Annotated in this window: 20 protein-coding genes; 11 read left to right on the top strand and 9 right to left on the bottom strand. The window is 60.4% G+C overall.

The genetic code is table 11. The annotated features are described in order from the left end of the window. Positions 1 to 135 precede the first annotated feature (135 nt). From R8L07_14985 to R8L07_14970, 4 genes are all read right to left on the bottom strand, one after another. Positions 136 to 438: an AzlD domain-containing protein gene (locus R8L07_14985; protein MDW3206840.1), complete on the bottom strand. Its 303-nt coding sequence runs from the start codon at positions 436 to 438 to the stop codon at positions 136 to 138. After that, positions 435 to 1157 carry an AzlC family ABC transporter permease gene (locus R8L07_14980; protein MDW3206839.1) on the bottom strand — a complete coding sequence of 241 codons (723 nt, stop codon included), beginning with the start codon at positions 1155 to 1157 and terminating at the stop codon, positions 435 to 437. The genes R8L07_14985 and R8L07_14980 overlap by 4 nt, the downstream gene beginning before the upstream one ends. 111 nt (positions 1158 to 1268) lie before the next feature. Next, positions 1269 to 1448 carry a hypothetical protein gene (locus tag R8L07_14975; GenBank protein MDW3206838.1) on the bottom strand — a complete coding sequence of 60 codons (180 nt, stop codon included), beginning with the start codon at positions 1446 to 1448 and terminating at the stop codon, positions 1269 to 1271. Positions 1449 to 2051: 603 nt separating this feature from the next. Then, positions 2052 to 2723 carry a hypothetical protein gene (locus tag R8L07_14970; GenBank protein MDW3206837.1) on the bottom strand — a complete coding sequence of 224 codons (672 nt, stop codon included), beginning with the start codon at positions 2721 to 2723 and terminating at the stop codon, positions 2052 to 2054. Positions 2724 to 2739: 16 nt separating this feature from the next. Between R8L07_14970 and R8L07_14965 the strand changes: the two genes are divergently transcribed. Then, entirely contained in the window at positions 2740 to 3009 is a 270-nt protein-coding gene (locus R8L07_14965; protein MDW3206836.1) for a hypothetical protein, read from the top strand. Here the strand turns inward: R8L07_14965 and R8L07_14960 are convergent. The 3 genes from R8L07_14960 to R8L07_14950 all read right to left on the bottom strand — a co-directional run bounded on the left by R8L07_14960 (position 3006) and on the right by R8L07_14950 (position 6332). Further along, a complete protein-coding gene (locus R8L07_14960; GenBank protein MDW3206835.1) occupies positions 3006 to 3248 on the bottom strand; it encodes a DUF3892 domain-containing protein in 243 nt (80 codons plus the stop codon). The genes R8L07_14965 and R8L07_14960 overlap by 4 nt on opposite strands. Before the next feature lie 288 nt (positions 3249 to 3536). After that, positions 3537 to 4454 (bottom strand): IS1595 family transposase, encoded by a 918-nt coding sequence (locus R8L07_14955; protein MDW3206834.1) that lies wholly within the window; start codon positions 4452 to 4454, stop codon positions 3537 to 3539. Positions 4455 to 5465: 1011 nt separating this feature from the next. Continuing rightward, a complete protein-coding gene (locus tag R8L07_14950; GenBank protein ID MDW3206833.1) occupies positions 5466 to 6332 on the bottom strand; it encodes an AraC family transcriptional regulator in 867 nt (288 codons plus the stop codon). 286 nt (positions 6333 to 6618) lie between these two features. Here R8L07_14950 and R8L07_14945 point away from each other — a divergent pair, with 286 nt between their 5' ends. The 8 genes from R8L07_14945 (at position 6619) to R8L07_14910 (ending at position 15027) form a co-directional block, all read left to right on the top strand. Beyond that, positions 6619 to 7611 carry a TRAP transporter substrate-binding protein gene (locus R8L07_14945; GenBank protein ID MDW3206832.1) on the top strand — a complete coding sequence of 331 codons (993 nt, stop codon included), beginning with the start codon at positions 6619 to 6621 and terminating at the stop codon, positions 7609 to 7611. Between the two features lie 53 nt (positions 7612 to 7664). Next, positions 7665 to 8177 (top strand): TRAP transporter small permease, encoded by a 513-nt coding sequence (locus R8L07_14940; protein MDW3206831.1) that lies wholly within the window; start codon positions 7665 to 7667, stop codon positions 8175 to 8177. Beyond that, a complete protein-coding gene (locus tag R8L07_14935; protein ID MDW3206830.1) occupies positions 8177 to 9484 on the top strand; it encodes a TRAP transporter large permease subunit in 1308 nt (435 codons plus the stop codon). The genes R8L07_14940 and R8L07_14935 overlap by 1 nt, the downstream gene beginning before the upstream one ends. 223 nt (positions 9485 to 9707) lie before the next feature. Continuing rightward, complete coding sequence (locus R8L07_14930; protein MDW3206829.1) at positions 9708 to 10667, top strand: calcium/sodium antiporter; 960 nt, start codon at positions 9708 to 9710, stop codon at positions 10665 to 10667. A gap of 95 nt (positions 10668 to 10762) precedes the next feature. Then, on the top strand, positions 10763 to 12331 hold the full coding sequence (locus tag R8L07_14925; protein ID MDW3206828.1) for an alkaline phosphatase family protein: 1569 nt from the start codon (positions 10763 to 10765) through the stop codon (positions 12329 to 12331). A gap of 3 nt (positions 12332 to 12334) precedes the next feature. Beyond that, positions 12335 to 13075 (top strand): glycerophosphodiester phosphodiesterase, encoded by a 741-nt coding sequence (ugpQ, locus tag R8L07_14920; protein MDW3206827.1) that lies wholly within the window; start codon positions 12335 to 12337, stop codon positions 13073 to 13075. An 87-nt stretch (positions 13076 to 13162) separates the two neighbouring features. Continuing rightward, positions 13163 to 14110, top strand: a complete 948-nt coding sequence (locus R8L07_14915; protein ID MDW3206826.1) for a DMT family transporter — start codon at positions 13163 to 13165, stop codon at positions 14108 to 14110. Between the two features lie 14 nt (positions 14111 to 14124). Further along, complete coding sequence (locus R8L07_14910; protein ID MDW3206825.1) at positions 14125 to 15027, top strand: alpha/beta hydrolase; 903 nt, start codon at positions 14125 to 14127, stop codon at positions 15025 to 15027. 7 nt (positions 15028 to 15034) lie between these two features. Here the strand turns inward: R8L07_14910 and R8L07_14905 are convergent, their stop codons facing one another. Next, positions 15035 to 17980 carry a bifunctional [glutamine synthetase] adenylyltransferase/[glutamine synthetase]-adenylyl-L-tyrosine phosphorylase gene (locus tag R8L07_14905; protein ID MDW3206824.1) on the bottom strand — a complete coding sequence of 982 codons (2946 nt, stop codon included), beginning with the start codon at positions 17978 to 17980 and terminating at the stop codon, positions 15035 to 15037. A 119-nt stretch (positions 17981 to 18099) separates the two neighbouring features. On the opposite strand from R8L07_14905, the gene R8L07_14900 reads away from it, so the two are divergent. Continuing rightward, positions 18100 to 21717, top strand: coding sequence for an AsmA-like C-terminal domain-containing protein (locus R8L07_14900; protein MDW3206823.1), 3618 nt, complete (start codon positions 18100 to 18102; stop codon positions 21715 to 21717). Positions 21718 to 21743: 26 nt separating this feature from the next. On the opposite strand, the gene R8L07_14895 is transcribed toward R8L07_14900, so the two are convergent. Then, on the bottom strand, positions 21744 to 22196 hold the full coding sequence (locus R8L07_14895) for a PAS domain-containing protein (protein MDW3206822.1): 453 nt from the start codon (positions 22194 to 22196) through the stop codon (positions 21744 to 21746). A gap of 316 nt (positions 22197 to 22512) precedes the next feature. On the opposite strand from R8L07_14895, the gene R8L07_14890 reads away from it, so the two are divergent. Continuing rightward, complete coding sequence (locus R8L07_14890; protein ID MDW3206821.1) at positions 22513 to 23163, top strand: dimethylsulfonioproprionate lyase family protein; 651 nt, start codon at positions 22513 to 22515, stop codon at positions 23161 to 23163. Positions 23164 to 23225 lie beyond the last annotated feature (62 nt).

The following is a 23225-nucleotide window of genomic DNA, read 5'->3' as shown; positions in this document are numbered from 1 at the left end:
ATGAAATTGCGCACACTGTGCGCTTACACGGGTTCTCAGAACGGAGCAAGGATTATCCGAAATGCCCGCCGGCAGGGCCGCGGCCCATGGTACGACAGAACACCGGGGAAACCGTCTATCGCTTAGGTCCCGACGTCACGACAATCCAAGGCGCAAAACCACCACAGCCGCGGTTCCGATGATCACCGCGACAATGATCGGCAGGCGCCATGCGGCGAACAGCGTCACGGCGGCGGCAATCGTCTCGGCCGGTCCGGTTGCCAGCGCCGTGGGGACAACCAGCGCCGTCAGCACCGCGACCGGCATCGCCTCCATCGCCGCCGCCGCGCGCCCGGTCACAGTGACGTAGCGCACCAGCAGATATCCGCCGAACCGCATCGCCAGGGTTACCGCGGCCATGCCCAGGATGGCGGTCAGGTGAATCGGATCGAAACTCATGTCCGCGCCTCCAGTTTGGCGTCGCAGGTCTCGTCGCGCCCTCCCCCCGGGGACCAGACGGCGGCGGCGGCCAACATGCCCGAGACTGCGCCGATGAAGATGTACCAATGGCCCGGCAGCAATTGCTGCGCCGCCAGCCCGGCCACCGCCGAGGCGCCGACGGCGACCAGCGAGATCCGGCCCTGCCACATGCCCCGGATCAGGCACAGGAACATGGCCACGAACATGAAATCCGCCCCATAGCGCGCCGGATCGTCGATCAGCCCGCCGACCAGCGCCCCGACCAGGCACCAGAACGGCCAGTTCAGATAGAACAGCCCGGTCAGGCCCAGCACATAGCCCGGCGTCAGCGGCGCCTTCCGGGTCCGCTTCAGCGCAAGCGCCCAGGTTTCGTCGGAATGAATGCCGACGAACCACAGCCGCGCCGGCCAGGACAGGCCCGTCACATGCGGCCGCAACGCCGCGCCCATCAGGAAGTATCGCGCGTTGGCCAGCCCCGTCGCCAGCACAACCGCCAGAACCGGGACCGGCGTCGACCAGACATCGATCGACACGAACTGCGCCCCGCCGGCATAGACGGTCGAGGACATCAGCACGATCTCCGCCGGGCTCAACCCTTTCTGGGACGCCAGGGTCCCGAACAGCAGTGCAAAGGGCATCACCCCCGCCATCAACGGCAGGATATCCAGAAACCCGCGCCGAAACTCAGCCCAGAACATCGATCACTCCCTGTCGCGAACACCTCGTCACGATGAGAGGTATGCGACAGCGGCGGCGGAAAAGATTGTAGGAAATTGCGGGGTGGTCGACAGCTTGGCCGGAGAGGACATTTAGATCGCACAGAACGGCGGGACGGCCCGCGGATTGGCCGGGGTTTGGGAGAGAGCGCCAAGGATCAGACCGCAGGCGCGCCCGCCGACTACGAAACGATTGGTCCGCTCGCATCCCAGCAGCAGACCGTAAGCGCCACCAACCGAGACCTCCGTTCGTGACCCGGAACGGACGCTCATATAATCGATATTCTTGCCAAGTCATACAGCATCGAATTACGCTACGCATAATGGAATCTTCCGATTACATAAGCCTGAAAATTCTATCATTTGGGGAATGTCAAAATGTACAGATGGACGCGAGCGTAACCGCGAAGTTCCTCTGACTCTGAGAGGGTGGTAGTGACACTGCACGGCGCTTTAACAATAGCGAAAAAATGCGCGGACCTTTGCCGTGTTCTGACAGTAGAATATGAATTCCGCTTTCTTCTTTTGATATGGTCTGTTTCATTTTTGACATCACTTATATACTTAGCTTACACTCTATTCTTTAACAATGGGTACGTTATATCGGAATTCTTACTTGACAATATTCTCTTTTTCATTCCGACCAAGGTGACTGAATGCGCTGATATAGCGAAAAACTGCACCATCTCTTACCGTTTTTCAGGGAATTATATACTTGACTGAACGGATCGATGAACACACCTACAGAACGACAGGCCGGTACTGACGAAATCGAGGTTACGCCCGAGATGAAGGCAGCGGGCGGACGCATTTTGGCGGACTGCTTTGACACCAGCCAGAATACCGGTGAGGCGTTTGCTGTTGAAGTGTTCCGCGCTATGATTTCTGCGTATCCAGTACGTGACGGAATAGTTTGAAGCGAATCTCGCGCACGTCATCGGTGGCTGCTCTAAAGTGCGCCGCGAAAGCTAGGACTTCCTTGGATGAGTAGGCGTACTTCGGGGCCTCATGGGCGGTTTCAAGGAGCATGCGTGGTTCGTTCAGTTCACGCTTGTTCGTTGCATGGTCGGTAGGGCAAAGAACGTAGCCAGACGGAGTTTTTCGCGCGGTGCGGTAGCCGAACGGTCCGTACGCCATGGAGAAGTAGGGAATCACCCTGCCGTGTGCGATCTCATTCCGTCTGGGCGAAAATTTCCTGGCGGTGACAATTTGAGAGGATAGCGCGCTCGAAAGTTGTTCATCCTGTCGGAGGAAAAACTGGGCGCTGGCCGCAGCTTCAATGAGTTCCGCCCTTCCGCGGAAGGACATGACCGAGCCGTAGGCGCGTTTTGCCGCTAGTGGATGATCCGGATTCATGAGGGTGGCAAATATGCCTGCAAATTGTTCCTCAAGCCCCTCCCAAGCGGACAGCGCCTCGCCAACGGCCTGAAAGACGGTTTCCTTATCGGGGTCGCCATCTCTTGGCGGCGGCGGGGCGTCCCAAGCATGTACAGTTTTCGGAGTCGGTGGTTTTTTGGGCTTACTGCCCATATCTTTTTTCTTAGCCATTTGGAGTTCCAGTGCAGTGAATGATCAAAAAAGGAACGACGACAAAGAGTTCAAGCAGGTTGTCCAGCACTTCCTGAAAACCCCGCCGCGCCCGCACAAGAAGGCGGTCGTGGGGGCGGGTTTGGCGAAAGGTGATTTCTTCGCAGTCCTGAACGGAAAGCTGATGATCGCCAAGCCCGTAAGCGCGGCAGATGAAAACGGCTCCATCACGATGGACCTTTACCGGAATCTAGACGATTACCGACGCGGCGTCGTGATGGAGCGCGAGTTCAGAGGGCGGCTCTAGTCGTCGCCAGCCATGTCATCGAGGTTGTTTTTCCGCTTTCCATCGGCGTTGGTGCGCAGGTGGTCCTTGCGGCCATCGTTCGGGTGAACGACGTGCGTGTTCTTGATCTCCCCGCGTTCTGCCATCGGGATAGCAACCCCGACAGGCGTAAAGCGCTGGTTGTCCTTGAACCGCACATGGGTGATGTCTCCGTCCGCGTCTGCGCGGGCGTCGACAATGGTGCGCTTATTCTTGCTCATGGTATCATCTCCTATACCGGTTGATAGGAGCCGGTTGACCAGATAGAAAGAATCGCGTTGGGATGCTCTTGCATTTCTAATAAACCCCTAGGCTCCTATGTCGATGGGGTTTCCGAGATAAGGACCGGGTTGCAGCCCGGTCCTTATTCGTTTGGCGAATCGAGTCTCCGTCGATTCTGACGCGAAATGCAAGACATTCGACTCAACTTTTACGATTCATTGTTTCGTGAGTTAAGCCAACGGGTTAGGGCGAGAAACCCACGCCACTGGCGACGGGTTTGGAGCCTCTTAGGCGGTTCCCCATTCACCAGTCCGCCGATAGGTCATGCGCTTGCCTTCGATGCCTTTGAGCGCCGCGATGGTGCGCTCGGTGTCGGTCAGGTCGCGCTCGTTGTAGCGGAAGTCGAACTCGCCAAGGTAACGCTTCAAGTGCTTCTGACTGACGTGCTGGTAAACGCCCGTGATGCCGCGCTTGAGGATCGCGAAATAGCCTTCGATGGTGTTTGTATGCCAGAAGGTGCCGCGAACGTACTCATCGATGGAATGGTTCACGGTGCCGTGCCCGGCAAACTCACGACCGGGGGAGCGGTACACACCGGCCTCGTCGGTCATGAGGTATGACTTGCGGTCGATCTGGGAAACGAGGATCGGGCGCAAGGTGTTGCGGGAAACCGAAGGTACGTGGAACGAGCGGACCTTGCCGTCACGTTCGACAAGGGAGAACACCGCTTCCTTCTTGGGAACGGGCTTGCCCTTCTTCGCGTTCTTGGCCTTGCCGCCAACATAGGTTTCGTCGGCTTCGACCACCTTGTTCTGTCCGCCCATGGGGCCGGGGTTGAAGTCGCGCATTCCTTCGCGGATGCGGTGTGCCATGAACCAAGCGGTTTTGTAGGTGACGCCCAGCATGCGGTGAAGCTGATGTGCGCTCATGCCCTTCTTGGAGGACGTGAGAAGGAAGGTCGCCAGAAGCCACTTGTTCAGCGGCACATGGGAGCGCTCGTACAGCGTCCCGACGCGCACGGTGAACTTCTTGCGGCACGACTTGCAGTGATACCAGCCCTTGCCCATGGAGCCTTCGGCGGGGAGCGACTTAACCGGCTCGCACTCACCGCAGAACGGGCAGGTCGCGCCGTTAGGCCAACGCTGCGCTTCGAGAAACGCGCGGGCCTTGTCTTCGTCGGTGAAAATAGGATCGGTGATGTTCATGACTTATGTTCCAGATGCGAGAGAGGCGTTGTCCGAATTTCGTGAACTAGTCACCTACGGGCGGGAGTCGCCTGACGTGGGTGAGGCTCTCAGCAAGTTCCTCTATGGCGGATCGCCACCCCTCAGAGCTGATGTCGATCTCACTCCGGCAGTAGGAGCACCGAACGGAATTGTTGTGTATCAACTCGTCGACGAGCTTCGGGCGCTTCTTGCCACATGCCGTGCAAGGGATGTCCATGCTGACAATGTTCCAGAGCGGTGAAGTCATTGAGTTTCTCCCTTCCCCTGATATCTGGGGATTAGAGCATGTTCAGTCAAGTATATAATTCCCGTTTTTCAGAGGAACTTCAATTTAGTTTTAGCACCGAAAGAGAGTTCTATTTTTTTGGGTTTCTATTTCCAGTAAATGGAGAAGGAAGGTTCTTTCTAAATTTCTCATCTTATTACATTTTCTACATTACGACTAATATTGTTTACGTGTTTATCGGGATACTTGGTATGTGCCGTTGCTTGTTCTACATGAATCCTATGGCATCAGGATTCTATCATAGACACTTCTTTGCCATGTTCGTATTTTTATTTATTGTTTTGCATGTTCCGTTAGCTTCTTACCTTTTCTTCATGTTTTATTCAATAAATTTTTACAACATTATCAATGAGCAGAATTCTCATTCAATAAATGTAGAAACTCTATTCATGGACTTCCTATTGTTTTCGATTGGAAATTTATTTGTTATGAAAATTCTTATTAGGTATTTTTTCGGACATTTGCTTTTTGGGCACTCCCTATTCAATGAAAAACTGTGGGTTGATTCAAAGCGCTAATACGGCTCTCGTGGTTCCACTATTTGGCATCAGTCCACGAACAGCACACGCCATGGGCAGCTTACAAATTTGATCAATGGCGCGTCGCGAGTGAGGTTTAATCATTTCCCTTTCTGGCTAAAACTTGACTAAGCAGACTTGCTGCCAATTTTGTTGGCATATCCCTGAATGGCAGCGGTGTGCTGGTCACCGCAGGAAGGCTGTCCGATACTTCGCCGGGGTTACCCCCGTCACCGCCTTGAAATTGCGGGTCAGGTGGGCCTGGTCGTAGAAGCCGCAGGCGGCGGCGGTCTGGGCCGGGGGGGTGCCGGCGGCCATCAGCTGTTTGGCCCGGGCGACGCGGCGGTTCATGATCCAGGCATGGGGCGTGATGCCCAGTTCCCGCCGAAAGACGCGGATCAGTTGGAAGCGGCTGAAACCGACCAGACCGGCCAGTTCGTCCAGATCCAACTCCTCCTCCAGCCGGTCCTCGGCATAGTCGCAAACCGTGGCGATGGCGCGGACTTCCCTGCCGACCTGGATCGGCGGCAGACTGGTGTCGGCATGCCGTTCGATCAGCAGGGCGGCGGCCTCCAGAAAGTCGGAATCGCGCTTCAGATTGGTTTCGGCATATTCCATCGACAGATGCGCGCGGGTCAGCAGGGCGTAGACATCCGGGTCCTTCACAAGACCCTGGCGGAAATAGACCCGGTCGACGGGCCTGCCCGTCACCTCGGTCGCGATCCGCGCCATCAGCGCCTCAGTGGGATAGAACATGCGGTATTGATAGCCATCCTCCCCAGGGCAGCCGTCATGCAGTTCTCCCGGATTGACCAGCCCCATGTCGCCTGCCCCGGCGGCATAATGCACGCCTTTCAGCGTATAGCGCTCGATGCCGTCCAGAATGACGCCCATGGCAAAGGTTTCATGGATATGCGGGCAATAGACATGGTTCAGGAACCGGGCATGCAGGCATTCCAGGTCGTCCCAGCGCGGGTCGCGCCAGAAGCAAACATGGTCCCGCCGGCTCAAGGAGCTCCGGTCGACCGCCTGTTCCTGTGAAATCGCGCTCATGATTCCCCTAATCTAGGCGAGCCGCCCCCGCCGCGCTTGTACAAAATTGCGCCCGAGACGCACGGAATTAAAATAACGTTGACAATTTATCGATATATTGTTAACGTTATGTCGCCTTCACCCGGAAACGAGCGTCAGACTCGATCCGATTGACGGCAGTGGCGGAATTTGCGCGGCTCGCCTAGACTGGCGTTCGAAGCCCGCAACCAAAAGGGACGATCGGGCTCCGTCCCGGCCGAATGAGCGGTCGGCGGCGGTGTGCGACAAGAACAGGGAATACGATATCATGAGCAAGATCTCCAAGATCCTGGCCGCGGCGACGCTGGCCATTACCCCGGTTGCGTTCGGGGGCGCCTCCCAGGCCGAAAGCATCAACTGGGACATGGCGAACGAATACAACGACACATCGATTCACGCCGAGGGCGACAAGGTGTTTTCCGAAACCCTGTCGAAGCTGACCGACGGCGGCATCACGATCACGCACCATTTCGGCGGTTCCATCGGCTTCAAGTCCAAGGATCAGCTGGACGCCGTGGGCGACGGCGCCCTGCCGATCGCCGACACCTATGTCGGTCCGCTGGGCGGCATCGACCCGATGTTCCTGCTGCCGTCCCTGCCCTTCCTGGCCAAGACGCCGACGGAGGCACGCAAGCTGTTCGACGCGGCGCGCGCCGAATACGACGCGATCTTCGCGAACAACAATCAGAAGCTGCTGTGGGCATCGCCCTGGCCGCCGTCGGGCATCTGGGCCAACAAGGCCGTCGACAGCACCGAAGCTCTGGCCGGTCTGAAGATCCGTACCTATGACGCAAACGGCACGATTACCCTGCAGGAAGCCGGTGCTGCGCCGATTCAGCTGAGCTGGGCCGATGTCGTTCCGCAATTGTCGACCGGCGGTATCGAAGCCGTTCTGACCTCCGCCGAGGGCGGCACCAACGCCAAGTTCTGGGAACAGCTGAGCCACTTCACCGAGGTGAACTACGCCATGCCCCTGAACATGGTCCACATCAATCTGGATGTCTGGAACGACCTGTCCGACGAGCACAAGGCCGCCGTCACCGAAGCCGCCAAGGCCGCGGAAGACTATGTCTGGGCCGCCGTCGAGAAACGCGTTGCGGAAAACTACGCGACGATGAAGGAAAACGGCCTGACCGTCGTCACCGGTGTGGACAGCGGCTATCTCAGTGCCCTGAACGAAGCCGGCGCCAAGGCGCGCGCGGAATGGCTGGAAAAGACCGGCGAAAAGGGTCAGGCGATCCTGGACGCGTTCATGAAGTAAGAAGCCGGTTCACCGGTTAAGCTTCAAATCCGAACGAGACTGGGGGCGGTCCCGTGATCAAGACAATCGACCGGGCGGTAACGGCCGTCAGCCGCGCCGCCGGCGCCGTGGCCGCCCTCCTTCTCGTCTATATCGTCGCTCATATCGCCTACGAGATCGTGTTGCGTTCGATCTTCGCCAGTTCGACCTTCGTGCTGGATGAATTCGTGGGCTACGCCGTGGCGGCGATGACCTTCCTGTCGCTGGCGCACGCGCTGGATCATGGATCTCTGATCCGCGTCGATCTGGCCATCACCCGGATCAAGGGACGTGCCCGGCGCTGGGTCGAACTGTTCTGCATCGCGGTCAGCTTCGTCATGGCCGGGTTCTGTGCCTGGTATGTCGGCAAGAACGCCCTGCGCGAGTGGACGCGGGGATCGGTGTCCGAGAGCATCGCCGAAGTGCCGCTCTGGATTCCTGTCGGGGCGGTCTGGCTCGGCCTCGTGCTGCTGATGCTGCAACTCTTCGTCTATTTCCTGCGGATCGCGGCCGGCGGCACGCCGATCGACAGCGTGGAGACCGAATAATGGAAGCGCTGATCTCCGGCCTTGTCGTCCTGGTTCTGATTCTTTTCTTCCTGGGCAGCGGCGTCTGGGTCTTCATCGGCCTGCTGCTGGTTTCGACAACCGGCCTGATGCTGATCCTGGATTTCCCGCCGCACCGCATCGGTGTCATCCTGGGCAAGATCCTGTTTCGAAGCGCCAGTTCATGGGAACTCGCCGCCATCCCCCTGTTCATCTGGATGGGGGAGATGATCCTGCGAACCGACATCTCCAACCGGCTGTTTCGCGGCCTCACGCCGCTGGTCGCAAAGGTGCCGGGCGGGCTGATACATACCAATGTCGCAGGGTCGACGCTGTTCGCGGCGGTTTCCGGATCTTCGGCAGCAACGACGGCGACAGTCGGGAAGATTACCTCCGTCGAACTGAAGCGGCGCGGATACGATCAGGGCCTGTCGATCGGATCCCTGGCCGGTGCGGGCAGTCTCGGCCTGCTGATCCCGCCGTCGATCGTGATGATCATCTACGGCGTTCTGGCGGAAGTCTCGATCTCACGCCTGTTCGCGGCGGGTGTCCTGCCCGGCGTATTGGTGGCCTTTCTCTATTCGGCCTATATCGCGTTCCGGTGCAGCCTGAACCCGGCATTGTCCCCGAAGGACGGCGAAGGCGAAAAGGTCCCGATGAGCGCCGCCCTGACCGATCTGTGCCCGATTCTGGGCCTGATCGTGGTGGTGCTGGGCGCGATCTATTCCGGCCTTGCCACCCCGTCGGAAGCCGCCGCCGTCGGGGTCGTCGGCACGCTTATCCTCGCCGGCGCGATGCGGCAACTGTCCTGGACCATGCTGAAGGACAGCCTGATGGGAGCCGTTCGCTCCTCTGCAATGGTCTGCTCCATTCTCGTCGCCGCGGCCTTCCTGTCGACCGCGATGGGTTACATGCATGTGCCGCAGGATGTCGCGACGGCGATTGCGGCAATGGATATCGGTCCCTACGGCCTGATCATCATTCTGGCGGTGTTTTACGTTGTGCTGGGCCTGTTTCTCGACGGCATCTCCATTGTGGTGATGAGCCTGCCGATCACCCTGGCCCCGGTCATGGCGATGGGGTTCGATCCGATCTGGTTCGGGGTGTTTCTGGTCCTGATGGTCGAACTGGGCCAGATGACGCCGCCGGTCGGCTTCAACCTGTTCGTCCTGCAGGGTTTGACCGGCATCCCGGTGAACAGGATCGCCGTTGCGGCCGCACCCTTCTTCGTTCTGATGATCATTGGGGTCGCGCTGATCACGATTTTCCCGGACATCGCGCTCTGGCTTCCCAACGCGCTGTTCGGGTAGCGTGAGGAGGGTCCTGCGTCGGCATCGGGAATTCGGATTCTGACTTCCCGCCCTCCGTGCCCTCCAGCCAACTACACTGGTCGGTTTTCAGGCTTGTATTTCCCGGATCAAACCGCATATCCATGAGCCGGGGGGCGGCGTCGGCCCACGGGTCCGTGGCGTCGCAAGTACTCAGCCGGACGGAACAACCGTCCTATGCAGGTCACAGTCGCGGGGTTTCAACTTGCTGGACATCGTTTACCTGGTCGCCGGGCTCGCAATCCTGTTTGTCGGGGGCGAGCTTACGCTTCGCGGTGCGGTCGGGCTTGCACGGTTCCTTGGGGTCTCTGCGGCCATCATCGGATTGACCGTGGTCGGTTTCGGGACATCCGCGCCCGAACTGGTGGTGACGGTCCAGGCCGCCCTGGCTGACAAGAGCGGGCTGGCCATCGGCAATGTCGTCGGCTCCAACATCTCCAACCTGCTGCTGATCCTCGGGGTCGGTGCCGTCATCGCGCCGCTCGTCTGTACCATCGGTGCCGCCAAACGCGATGCCGGGATGATGGTCGCTGCGACCCTGGTGCTGGTCGGTCTGTCGATCTATGGCGCCATCGTCTGGTGGCACGGCATCCTGATGATCGGTGCCCTGATCACCTACCTGACCGTGACCTATATCCGCGACAAGCGTGATCAGGCGTCGCGTGACCTGCACGAGCAGGAAGCGGACGAGCTTGAAAACGCCCCGACCAAACTGCCGGTTATCGCGGTCTTTACGATCCTCGGGCTGGTCGGGCTCGTCCTCGGCGCCGACCTGATGGTCACAGGCGCCATCGGAATTGCCGAGGATTTCGGCGTGCCGGAGACGGTGATCGGCCTGACCGTCGTCGCGCTCGGCACGTCATTGCCGGAGCTGGCGGCCACGGCGGTCGCAGCGATGCGCAACCACACCGATGTCGCGATCGCCAATGTCATGGGGTCCTGCGTCTTCAACATCCTGTCGATCCTTGGGATCACCTCCCTGGTCTCCAGCCTGACCTTCGAGCCGGACATCCAGTCGATCGATATCTGGGTCATGTTGGCCGCGACGCTGACGATTGCCGCGCTGATGCTCGCGCGGGGCGGCATAAACCGGATCAGCGGGTCCGTCATCTTGGTCGGCTATATCGCCTACATCGTCAGCCTGGCACCGCGCGCCGGGATTTGACCCGGCCCGCCAATTCGGGGTCATAATTCCGAAACCGTTTCATGGTGTGGTTCGGCCTTTCACGCCGCCCGCCCCCATCCTTTCCGGAACCGACCATGGCCGCGATCAAAAACGTACTACTTGTCACCTTCGATCAATGGCGATGGGATTGCCTGTCGGCGATGGGACACCCGTTGCTGCAGACACCGAAACTGGATGCCTTTGCACGGGATTCCGTGCTGTTCCGCAATCACTGGACGGTAACCTGTCCCTGCGGTCCGGCGCGAACGGCGTTGCTGACCGGAACCTATCTGCACAAGAACCGTTCGCTGCGAAACGGAACGCCCCTGGACCGGCGCTTCACCAATGTCGCACTGGAACTGCGCAAGCTGAACTACGACCCGGTCCTGTTCGGCTATACCGACATATCCCCGGACCCACGCGGCGCTGATCATCGCGATCCGATCTTCAACAGCTATGAGGGCGTGCTGCCGGGCATGACCCGGATTTGCCGCCTGGACGACGATTTCGGGACATGGTTCGCCGATCTGGCTGCCAAGGGCTACGACCTGCCTGCCGATCCCTGGGATGTCTTCAATCCGGCCCGGCCGGTCCCGGGCAAGCGTTACAGTTTCGCCCCCGCCCCCTTCAAGGCGGAGGATAGCAACGCCGCGTTTCTGACCGATCGCGTGATCGACTATCTGGACTCCCGCCGGGGTCAATCCTGGGTCGCCCATGTCACTTATATCAGCCCGCATCCCCCTTTCGTGTCGCCGGAACCTTACAACGCGCGATACGACGCCAAGGATGCGCCGCCCCCTGTCCGTGCGGAAACACCGGAGGCGGAAGGCGCCCTGCATCCCTGGCTGAGACATCGCATCCACAGCCACGGCAAGGGCGCAAACCAGGGCAGCGGGCTGGTGATCGGCCGGGACATCAACCCGGCGGAAATGGACGATGCGGAAATCGCCCAGATCCGCGCGACCTATTACGGCATGATCAACGAGGTCGAAGACAATTTCCAACGCATCTTGGACCATTTGAAGGCACAGGGAACCTATGACGAGACGCTGATCATCCTGACCTCCGACCATGGCGAGCAACTGGGCGACCACTGGATGTTCTCGAAGACCGGCTTCTTCGATGAGAGCTATCGCATCCCGCTGATCATCCGCGACCCGCGACCGGAGGCAGATGCCGGCCGGGGCCGAACAATCGATGCCTTCACCGAGTCCGTCGACGTAATGCCGACCATTCTGAACCTGTTCGATGCCGAAATTCCGCGCCAGGTCGACGGCTATCCGCTGACGCAGTGGCTGACCGGCGGCACGCCCGCAGCATGGCGTGATGAAGTTCATTTCGAGTACGATTTCGGGGACCCGACCGCTCAATCGGCGGAAACGGCCCTGGGGTTGAGGACCGATGAATGCGGCATCGCCGTTATCCGGACCGACCGCTACAAATATGTCCACTTCGCTGCGCTGCCGCCGCTGTTCTTCGACTTGCAGGATGACCCCGCACAGTTGGTCAACCGCGCAGACGACCCGGCCTATCGCGAACCGATGCTGGAGATGACGCAGCGCCTGATCACCTGGCGCATGCGAAGCGAGGACCGTGACCTGACCTATTGTCATATCGGCAACGGCGTGTACGAGTTGCCCGATGATCGTTACCGGGACCTCTGACCTATGACACCGTCGCCCAAACGCACCGACATTCCCCGAATCATCGGTCATCGTGGCGCCGTCGGTCATGCGCCGGAAAACACTGTCGCCGGCTTCCGGAAGGCCAAGGAACTCGGCTGCGACTGGGTCGAGTTCGACTGCATGCTGACCCGGGACCAGGTGGTGATCCTGCACCATGACGATGAGTTGGACCGCACCACCAATGGAACGGGACTGGTCTCAGAGACCAATCTTGCCGCCATTCGCAGACTGGATGCGGGCTCATGGTTCTCGCCGGAATTCGCGAAGGTCCCGATTCCGACGCTGGACGAAACCGTGGCGGCCCTGGCCAGCCTGGGGCTCGGGGGCAATGTGGAAATCAAACCGGTAAAAGGATATGAGCGGATCACGGGCCGGATCGTCGCGGAACGCACCGCCGAACTGTGGCCGGGGACGCTGCCGCCGCCGGTCATGTCATCCTTCTCGCTCGATGCCCTGGAAGAGGCGCAGAAGGCCGCCCCGCAGCTCGATCGCGCGATCCTGTGGTGGGAAATTCCGGACGACTGGCAGGTTCATCAAGACCACCTCGGCGCATCGGCGGTTCATGTCAGCATCAAGAAGCTGACGGAAGCCCGGGCAGCGCAGTTCCGAGAGTCCGGCATCCCGTTCCGGGTCTACACGGTGAACGACCCGGCCGACGCGGACCGCCTGTTCAGCTGGGGTTGCGAGGCGATTTTTACGGATCACCCGGATCGGTTCGCCTGATCACCGGCCCACTTCGTGACGTAGCGTCACAAGTACTCGGAAACCTTTCCCGTACACCGCAGCGCAGCAAGACGTTACAAACGGCCTATGTCACAGCCCGTCCAGTTTACCGACTCCCCCTCCCGCACTGCAGGTTTCGGCGAAGACCAGTTCGCCCGAATTCTGCTGTTTGTCGCACCTGCCCTGTTTTGCACCAACCTGCTGGTCGCGAAGGCAACGGCCGACCTGATACCGCCGGTCCATCTATCCTTTCTGCGCTGGGGCGCGACCTTCCTGTTGCTGTTGCCGCTCGTCGGCCCGCGGCTCTGGGTCCGGCGCGGCGCGATCCTGCGGGAATGGAAGGATCTCGCGGTGCTCGGCGCGCTCGGAATGGGGGTCTGCGGAGCCTTCGTCTATATCGGCGCCGACACAACATCGGCAACCAATATCGGTCTGATCTATTCTGCCTCGCCCGTCCTCATCATCCTGTTGGCGGCGATGATCTACGGCGAAGCGGTGAACAGACTCCAGATCGGCGGCATTGTGCTGAGCCTGCTGGGCGTCATCGTGATCGTGTGCCGGGCCGACCTGGACGTGCTGCTCAATCTCGCCTTCACCGTTGGTGACCTCTGGATACTGGCGGCGATGATCGGATGGGCGGTCTACAGCGTACTTCTGCGACACCGCCCCAGCGAGATGGGTCTGTCGACCCGGTTCGGAGCAACAACACTCGCCGGGGTCATCATTCTGGCGCCATTCACGCTGTGGGAAGCATCTACGGGCCAGGTACCGGTCTGGAACTGGGAAACGGCCGGATGGATTGCGCTCCTGGCCGTCGTGGCATCCTTCGGCGCCTATCAGGTCTATGCCTATGTACAACGGGTTCTGGGCGCCGGCCGGTCCAGCCTTCTGATGTATCTGGTGCCGATCTACAATGCCGGGCTTGCCTGGGCATTGCTCGGCGAGACTCCGCAGCCATATCATTGGATCGGCGCGGCGCTGGTCCTGCCCGGCATGATGTTGGCGACCGCGAAAGGGGCCCGCAAAGCCCGCTGAGAGAGGATGCCCGCATGACCGACGACCTGTTTCCCGGATTCCGGCAGGAGCGCATTGCCGTCCATCACGACCTGGCCCGGGATCTGGAACTGAATGTCCGCATCGGCGGCACGGGGCGACCGCTTCTGCTGATCCACGGATACCCCCAGACGGGCGCCATGTGGCACAAGCTCGCCCCGGATCTGGCAAAGCGGCATACCGTTGTCATACCCGACCTCCGGGGATACGGCGCGTCCGACAAGCCGCCGACCGACAATCACCACCTGCCCTATTCCAAGCGGGCCATGGCGGCGGATCTCGTCGCCCTGATGGCCTCGCTGGGTCATGATACCTTCCAGGTCGCCGGTCACGATCGCGGGGGGCGTGTCACGCACAGGATGTGCCTGGACCATGCGGCAGCGGTGGAGCGTGCCGCCGTGCTGGACATTGTTCCAACCCATACACTGTTCAAGACGGCATCCCACGCGGTGGCGCACGCCTATTACCACTGGTACTTCCTGGCGCAGGCGGCGCCGCTGCCGGAGAAGATGATCGGCGCCGATCCGGATTTCTATCTGCAGCGCAAATTCGGCGGCTGGAGCGCCGGCGAGACGGGATTCTTCGATCCGCGCGCAATGGCGGAATACAGGGCCGCCTTTTCCCGTCCGGAGACGATCCATGCATCCTGCGAGGATTACCGGGCGGCCGCCACGATCGATCTGGAGCATGACGAAGCGGATCTGGACCGCCGGGTTCAATGCCCGCTGCTGGTCCTGTGGGGGGCCAAGGCACCGATGCATGCCAATTATGACGTGCTGGAGACCTGGCGCAGCAAAGTGACAACCCTGTCAGGACAGCCTGTCGAGGCCGGCCATTTTCTGGCCGAAGAAAATCCGGCTCAGACGATGGCAGCCTTCAACGACCATTTTGAGGCGTGACTGCGGCTCAGGCCGGGTTTTCCTGACGTTCCTCTCGATACGCTGACGCCGGATCAGCGATGAGCGCGGCATAGTGCCTGGACACCCGATCCGCGGCGCGTTCCATCAGCGGCGCCAGATCGTCGAACTGATCGACCCCTGCGGCCCTGGCCAGCACGCGCTTCTGCCCTTCCGGCGCGTTTTCCGCATCGAAGCGTCCCGACGCTGCCGTCAGCCGTATCGCGGCCTGCATGCCACGCCAAAGGGCCAGCGCGGAGCGCAGGTCCTCAAAAGCGTCCTTTGGCAGGCAGCCGGCGTCATGCAGCCGCTCGAGCGCCAAGGCCGTGTTCGGTGACAGCACTTCCGGTTTTTCCGCAGCATGGGCAAGCTGCAGGGCCTGGGCGATGAACTCAACATCGACCAATCCGCCACGACGATACTTGACGTCCCAGGCCGTTTTAGGGGCGAACTCCCGGGCAATCCGTTCCCGCATGTCATCGACGTCGATGAACAACTTCGCGGGATCGCGCTTCTGTATCAGGGCGTTGTGGATCGATTTCTCCAACTTCGCGCGCAGATCCGCCGTACCGTAAACCGTTCGGGCGCGGGTCAGCGCCATATGCTCCCAGGTCCAGGCCTCGCCGTCGGGGACGCGGTAATACTTGTCAAAACCTTCGAACTGGGTCGCCAGCGGCCCGGCATTTCCGGACGGTCGCAATCTGCCATCCACTTCGTACAGCCGGCCCTCCCCCGTCTCGGTGGTAATCGCGGTAACGAGCCGCTGACAGAGGCGCAGGAAATAGACCTGCGGCCCAATCGGCTTCGGCCCGTCGGATTCCTCAATGTCCGGGTCCGCATCATAGACGAAGACCAGGTCCATGTCGGACATCGGCAGCAATTCTCCGCCGCCCAGTTTTCCAAAGGCTACGATTGCCAGCCCGGCCCCGGTTACCCGGCCATGCGCATCTGCGAATTCATCCTCCGCCGGCGGCAGAATGGCGGACAGGGCCGCTTCCGCGACGGCACTCAGCGCGGCCCCGACACGATCGCCATCCGCCAGTCCGCGCAGAAAATGCACGCCGACACGAAACTTCCTGTCATTCGTCCAGCGTCGCACGGCATCCAGCACGTCCTGGAAATCCTGGGCCAGTTCCAATGCGGCGGCCAATTCCTCATCCGGCTCCCGTTCCAGCGGCAGGGGTTCGTAAAAATCCTCACTGATGACGGAATCCAGCAGGATCGGCTTGCGGGCAAGAACTTCTGCCAATCTGGGCGCACTGCCCAGAATTTCCGACAATAGATCCAGCAATGTCGGATGCATCTGGAACAATGAGAATAGCTGAACGCCGGACGGCAGGCCGGACAGGAAACTGTCGAAACGCAGGAACGCATCATCCGGATTGGCCGTGTCTGCAAACGCCTGCAACAGACGCGGCATCAGTTCCGTCAGGATCTGGCGACTGCGCACGCTGCGGGTCGCGCGATATCGCCCGTGATGCCAGACCCGGATGCGTCCGGCGATGTGGGACGGTTGCTCAAACCCCATCTCGGCCAGGGTCTGCAGCGTGTCCGGGTCGTCTTCCGTTCCGGTGAAGACCAGCGACCCGCCGCCGCCGAGATCGGGGGCCTCTTCGAAGAGCCGTGCATAATGCCCGGCGACCGTCTCCAGATGGCTGCGCAGCGCCCGCCGAAACTCGTCGGTCTCCCCATAGCCCATGAAACGGGCAATCGCCGCGACTTCGTCCTCCGTGTCCGGCACGGTCTGCGTCTGCTGATCCGCAACCATCTGCAGGCGATGCTCGAGACGCCGCAGAAATTCATAGGCATTTTTCAGTTCCCGGACTGTCTCCGGTTCGGCATGACCATGTACCGCCAATTGATCCAGCGCCGCACAGGTCGCCTTGACTCGCAAATCCGGCTGTCGGCCGCCCCAGATCAACTGCTGCGTCTGGGCATAGAATTCGATTTCCCGGATGCCGCCGCGCCCGATCTTGATGTTGTGGCCATCGACTGCAATGGACGCCCCGCCTCGATGGGCATTGATCTGCCGCTTGATCGAATGAATGTCCTGGATCGCGGCGAAATCGAGGTACTTCCGCCAGACGAAGGGTCGGATATGGGTCAGAAACTCCTTACCGAGCGCCCTGTCGCCGGCGACGGGCCGCGCCTTGATCATGGCTGCGCGTTCCCAGTTCTGACCGACGCTTTCATAATAGCTTTCCGCAGCGCGAACGCTGAGGGCCAGCGGCGTGGCGCTGGGATCCGGGCGCAGCCTCAGGTCCGTGCGGAAGACATATCCGTCGCCCGTTCGCTCATCCATGAAACGCATGACCTGGCGCGTGACCCGAACCAGATCCTGCCGCAAACGGTCCGGATCCGCGGGCGCCAGGCGTTCGGCGTCGTAGAGAACAATCAGGTCGATATCCGAAGAATAGTTCAACTCGCGAGAGCCCAGTTTCCCCATGCCCAGGATCGTGTAGCCATCAGTCCCCGGCACACCCCGCCATTGCCGCAAGGCTCTGCGAACGGATCGTTCCAGGGCGCTTTCCGCCAGATCCGCCAGGGTCTCCGTCACCCGCGAAAGTGGCCAGACCTCAAGGATATCCGCGAACGCCACCGTCAGGGCGACCTGGCGCTTTGCGCGACGCAGGCCGCTCAGAAAGTCCTTCTCGCTCAGGTCCTCGGCATCAAGGTCCGGCAGCGCCGACAGACAGCGGTCTATGGCGACATCGGGCCCCTCCGTCAGGATGGCAGCGACCGTCTCCGGCTCGCGCCGGACCAGGGTGGCCAGATACCCGCTATGGCAACAGATAAAACGCAGAAAATGAACGACGGACTCATTTTCCAGGAACGTCATCGGGGTCCCGGGCGTTACATCACCACCACCGGGATTTGGAAACTCGAGGTCCGGCGCGTCGACCGGAAGGGGAAAGCGGGTCGGATCGAAACTGTCGAAAAGCGGTACGCTGTGCATCACTGAAATCTTCCCTAGCCGAAGATTTCAAACCTGCGCGAAGCGTCTATGATGGTCAATCCGATCAGGCCCGAGAAGATGAGCATTCAACCCATATGATCAGGATGAATAGGCGCACAGTGCGGATCGTCTTGGAAGCCGTTGCCGCCCTGTTCCTGGGTCTGGTGCTGCTGGCGGGGGCGGGAATCTACGCGCTGTCCACCGGCCCCGTTTCGGTTTCAGCTCTGACCCCGATCCTTGAAGACGCATTGAACGACGGTAGCGGCCCCTATGACATCACGGTCGAGGATACCAGGGTCGTATGGGGCGGGTGGGATCGCGCAGTCGACGTCGTCGCTGGCAACGTCCGAATCCAGGAACCGGACAACCCGCCCCTGGCAGTACTTCAGGAAGTATCAGTCGGCTTGTCATTCAAGGCCCTCCTGGGGGGTGAGGTACGCCTAACAACCCTGGAACTTCTGCGCCCGACCTTGACGCTGTTGCGCGATCCGGACGGTGGCATCGCTCTGGCCGTTGGGGATCTTCCCGGTATCACCGGCGACGAAGGTGACCCGGAGGCTGCGCCGGCGGTACGCCCCGATGCGAACTGGATGCCGGTCCCCTCCCCGTCGGATGATGCACTGTTGCCGCAATCCGTGCTGGAAACCCTGACGTCGGGCATCGACGAAAATTCTCTGCTGGGCGGCCTTCAGAGATTCAGTATGGTTCAGACTGAAATCCGGATCATTGACCGGGCGCTTGGCGAAACGCTGTGGCTGCACAGTGCCGGTCTGGACGTCGTCCGTTCCGAAGACGGCCTGAATGCCCGCCTGATCGGATCGCTTGAAACTCCGACTGAAAATGCCCTGATCGGTGCCACGCTGCGGGTGCTGCCTGTCATCGATCGCATCGATTTCACGGTCAATTTCGATACGCTGGATACCGATCTTCCCATACGCTATGTGCCCGACCTCGTGTTCTACCTGCCCGATCTGACGATCAGCGGTTCGGCGGGTGCGTCCTTTGATCTGGACGGCAATCTGAAACGCGTCAGCGCCGACCTCCAGAGCGCGGCCGGCAATGTCGACGTAACCGCCGAGATCGGCACCGCTCTGCCGCAGGCGGATCTGCAGGCCGAGTTTGACGCCTTCGATACAGCGGTCTGGCTCGGTGGGCTTTACGATGCGGAAACGGCCGTATCCTATCTTCCGCGCGTTCCGATCACGGGCACTGTTCAGGCATCAATCGCACCTAACGGAACGCCACGTTTCCTGATTGCGGAACTGACGTCCGAAATCGGATCCTTCGCCCTGAATGCCGAAACGCCGCTGGACGATGATTCGAACGAGGACCTTGCAGGAACGCTCGAGTTCTCCGGAGTGAATCCAAAGGTCGCGGCCCAGACGGCGCCGGCCCTCGGCATGCTTACCGGCACCGATGTCACGCTGGATGGAGCAATAAGATTCGCCATCGGTCCTGATGGTGAACTGCGATCGAGCAGCCTGAATGCGACATTTGGCGAGGGCAGCATCACGGTGCCGGAGACCTTCGCCCTGCCACCGCTGAAACGTGGCCGGATCGCCGTACGCTCCGGTGGGCCGGACGAACCGATTGTTCTGGAGGAACTGTTTCTCGATTTCGACAATCCGTCGCTTACCGCCAGCGCAATCGTGACACCGACGGAAGCCGGGGCGGATATCTCGGTGAATGGCCTCGCGCTCGATCTGGAAATGGGACAACTTTCGGAGTTCTGGCCGGCCGACCTCGCGCCCAATCCGCGCGAATGGGTGCTGGAGAACATTCCCAAAGGCAATGTACCCCAGGCCGGTATCGCACTGAAGGCGCATCTGCCGGACTTCGATCCGAACAGGCTGGAACTCGCATCACTATCCGGCAGCATCCGTCTGCTGGACGGCGAGGTCCATTATCTGCGTCCCCTGGAGCCGGTGATCGGGGTCGACGGATTGGCCACTTTCGGTCCAACGCGTTTCGATATCGATGTGGAAAGCGGCACCGTGAACGATGCTACGCTGTCAGGAGGGCGGATCGAGATTACTGATCTCGATACCGATCAGGAGAAGATCGACATTGCCCTCAACATCGACACGCCGCTGTCCACCGCTCTGAACCTGTTGGATACCGAGCCGTTTAACTTCATCTCGCAGATCGGACTGGACGCCGGCGGCATTCAGGGCGACGCGAAAACCCAGGTCCGCTTCAGGTTCCCGTTGCTTGCCGATCTGAAAGCGGACGAAGTCGAGTATGAGGCTGATGCGCTGCTGAGCGATCTGTCCATGCGTCGGGACGATCTGGACGCGACCATAACCGCCGAAGAGGCGCGCCTGGCCCTGGTGCCCGGACGCCTTGACGTCACAGGGAATGTCCAAGTCGACGGCGTCCCTGCCTCAGCCGTCTGGCGTGAGAACTTCAGCGGCGTCGGCGACCGGCTGAGGTATCTTTCGGTAACGAGCATTACCGACCTCAAAGAGCTAGAACGCTTCGGCCTGCCGCTCGGTGACTATGCTGCCGGTCGTGTCGGTATCGGCGTGAATTATGCCGAGTACCGATCCGGTGACGGCAGCCTGGCCCTGACGGCAAACCTCTCCGAAGCGGAGCTGACCATTGCGGATCTCGGCTGGACGAAGGAAAGCGGCCGGCCGAGCGACCTCTTCCTGCAGGCCCTGTTCCGGCAGGACGGAACCGCGCGGATCGAAACACTGGTTCTGGACGGCAAGGATCATCATCGGATCGACGCCAGTGTCGAATTGGCGGAGGGGCTGAACGACGTGTCCGCGGCCCGGTTCAACCGGGTAAAGCTGGGCGCCACCGATGTTTCGGGAACTCTGGGAAAAGTCGGCGACATCTATCGGGTCACCCTGTCCGGCCCGCAACTGGATATCGGTCCGTTCCTGGAGGAAGACGAAGACCCGGAAGCAAAAGAAGAGGTTCTGACTCCGAAGGTAGAGTTCTCCGGCCGGTTCCAGCGCATGACAGCCGGCCATGAACGCGACATTCGCGATGCGGATTTAAGCCTTAGTGTCAGCGGCGATCAGATCGACCTGCTGACCCTGACCGGCTTCGTCGGAGAAGGACGCCGGATCGATGTCGACTACGTGCCGAACGAAAAGGGCGGAAAGAACCTGACCGTCCTGGCGGAGGATACAGGTTTGGCACTGGCCATCGCGGATGTCACCGGGCGTCTGGAAGGCGGCACCCTGCAGATCACGGGTTTCAGCGACGGGCCCGATGCGCCGCTGAAGGGAAAGATCGACATTCGCGACTTCAAGGTCCGTGAGGCCCCCCGACTGGCCAAGCTGCTGGAGGTGATTTCGGTAACTGGAATCCTGTCTGCCCTGAGCCAGGACGGGATCAGTTTCAATTCATTATCCGCTGGGTTCAGCATATCCGACGAAGTGATTGAGATATCCGACGGCGCAGCCCGCGGCAGTTCGATCGGCATTACCTTTCAAGGGTCGGTCGACAGGCTTCAGGACACGATCAACCTGAACGGCGATGTGGCCGTTTCCGGAATCTTCTCCCAGACACTGGGACAGATACCGATTATCGACATGCTGGTCGGCGATGGTCTGATCGGCGCGGCCTATTCGATGTCCGGACCGGCGGAAGATCCCAGCGTGTCGGTAAACCCGCTATCGGTCATCGCGCCGGGCTTCCTTCGTAAGGTCTTCGAGGGAGGAGGCGCGCCGCAGGAAACCGACGCCAATCGGGATTCCACCAACGAACAACACGGCAATTGAGGTCGCGAGAAACCTCTTTCGCGCTGTCAGCTTACCGGCGTCGCATTGTCATCGGGGACGGGCGACAGAGCCGAACCGAATACCAGCACGCCCAGTAGCTTCCGGCAGGCGCCAGATTCATCCGCAAATGGCAGCAATATCCGCTGACAACGCAGGAAGGTCTTGTCGAATATATAGGCGGGCCCGTCATAATAGGCGGGCATTACCTGCTCGGCCGCGTCTAGGAATTGAAGCACGGAGGGGTTCTTGCCCGTCTGTTTCGTGACTGTGGAAATCCGCAATCCCCGCAGGGACGCGCCGCGCACCGACGTCACGGATTCGCCGGCGATCCGAAACTCAACGTCTCCGTCGTCCAGAACGTCGCAAACCACAAGATTGCTGCTGAAGCGCAGAAAGTGGACAGGATCCAGCGCCGAGACATGCGGAATGCGGCGGCCGTCGCGCAGACCGCACCAGATTTCGAAGACCTCCCGAAGCAGTGGCTACTCCATATCGGACAGTCCGTAATCGGAACGAAGGTCCCCCATCACCTCACACAACCTGAGCGGCAGATTCATGGCTTTTTCTCTTCTCAGACAATTTATAAGATAGATTTACCCCCTCTAGATCGCAAGAAATATTATGATACCGCATATCATTCTCCGTTAACGGGAAGTTTTCTCCGTCTTGTGGCTGCGGAGAAAGGCGGCATAATTCTCCTCCGTATGATCACACAGCATGGTTTTCGGGCCGCCCGCCTCCAGATGCGCCCGGCGCCCTGTCCATGGCATAAACACGATAGGAAAGACCCGGAACGTGCCCGGTTCTCTGCATTTGGACCCTCGAACCGGACGCCCTTCGCAGCCGGAAGATGCCTTTCTGGAAACAGTATCCGAAGCGGCAAGACGCAATGGGGGCCGGCTCTGTCGCACCCTGATTGATGAGATTGCGCGGCTCTCACCGGCCCGGGCACGATGGCGCCCCTCCCGCCAACCCATGGTGGCGCAGTTGGACGGCTGCCTTTCCCGTGGCCCTGCCGAAACGGCCTATCTGCGCGGCGCCGTCGCGGCCATGAAGGCCGATCTGAACTGGCACCGGGCCCCCTCCGACCCGGCATTGGGCCGTTACAACCGGCACCACGCCTTCAGCACCATCGTGGGCCCTGGACATCGCGTTCCATCAGACAGTCTTATGCTGGGTCTGATGATCGTCGACCGCGCGACCCACTATCCCGGCCATTCGCATGATGCGGACGAAGTCTATCTGCCGTTGTCCGGCGACGCCGTCTATCATGTGGCGCCGAGCAGACCCTGCCGTCCAGATAACGGACGGTTCCTGTCAATTCCGGCCGGGGCACGCCATGCCATGTGGACCGGTGAGACGCCGGTTCTGATCCTGTGGGCATGGATGGGCGACATTCGGGGCGGTTATCGCTTTGCTGATGTTGCACCGTCCCGGCGCGACTAGGCCCGCCCTTTACCGTTCGGGCCCAAACGCCTATATCGCCCGCTGAGGCAATCGAAAAACCG

Source organism: Alphaproteobacteria bacterium, assembly GCA_033344895.1.
Lineage (GTDB): Bacteria > Pseudomonadota > Alphaproteobacteria > UBA8366 > Aestuariispiraceae > Pacificispira.
Note: the sequence above shows the minus strand (reverse complement) of the source record. Positions and strands in the feature narration are given on the sequence as shown.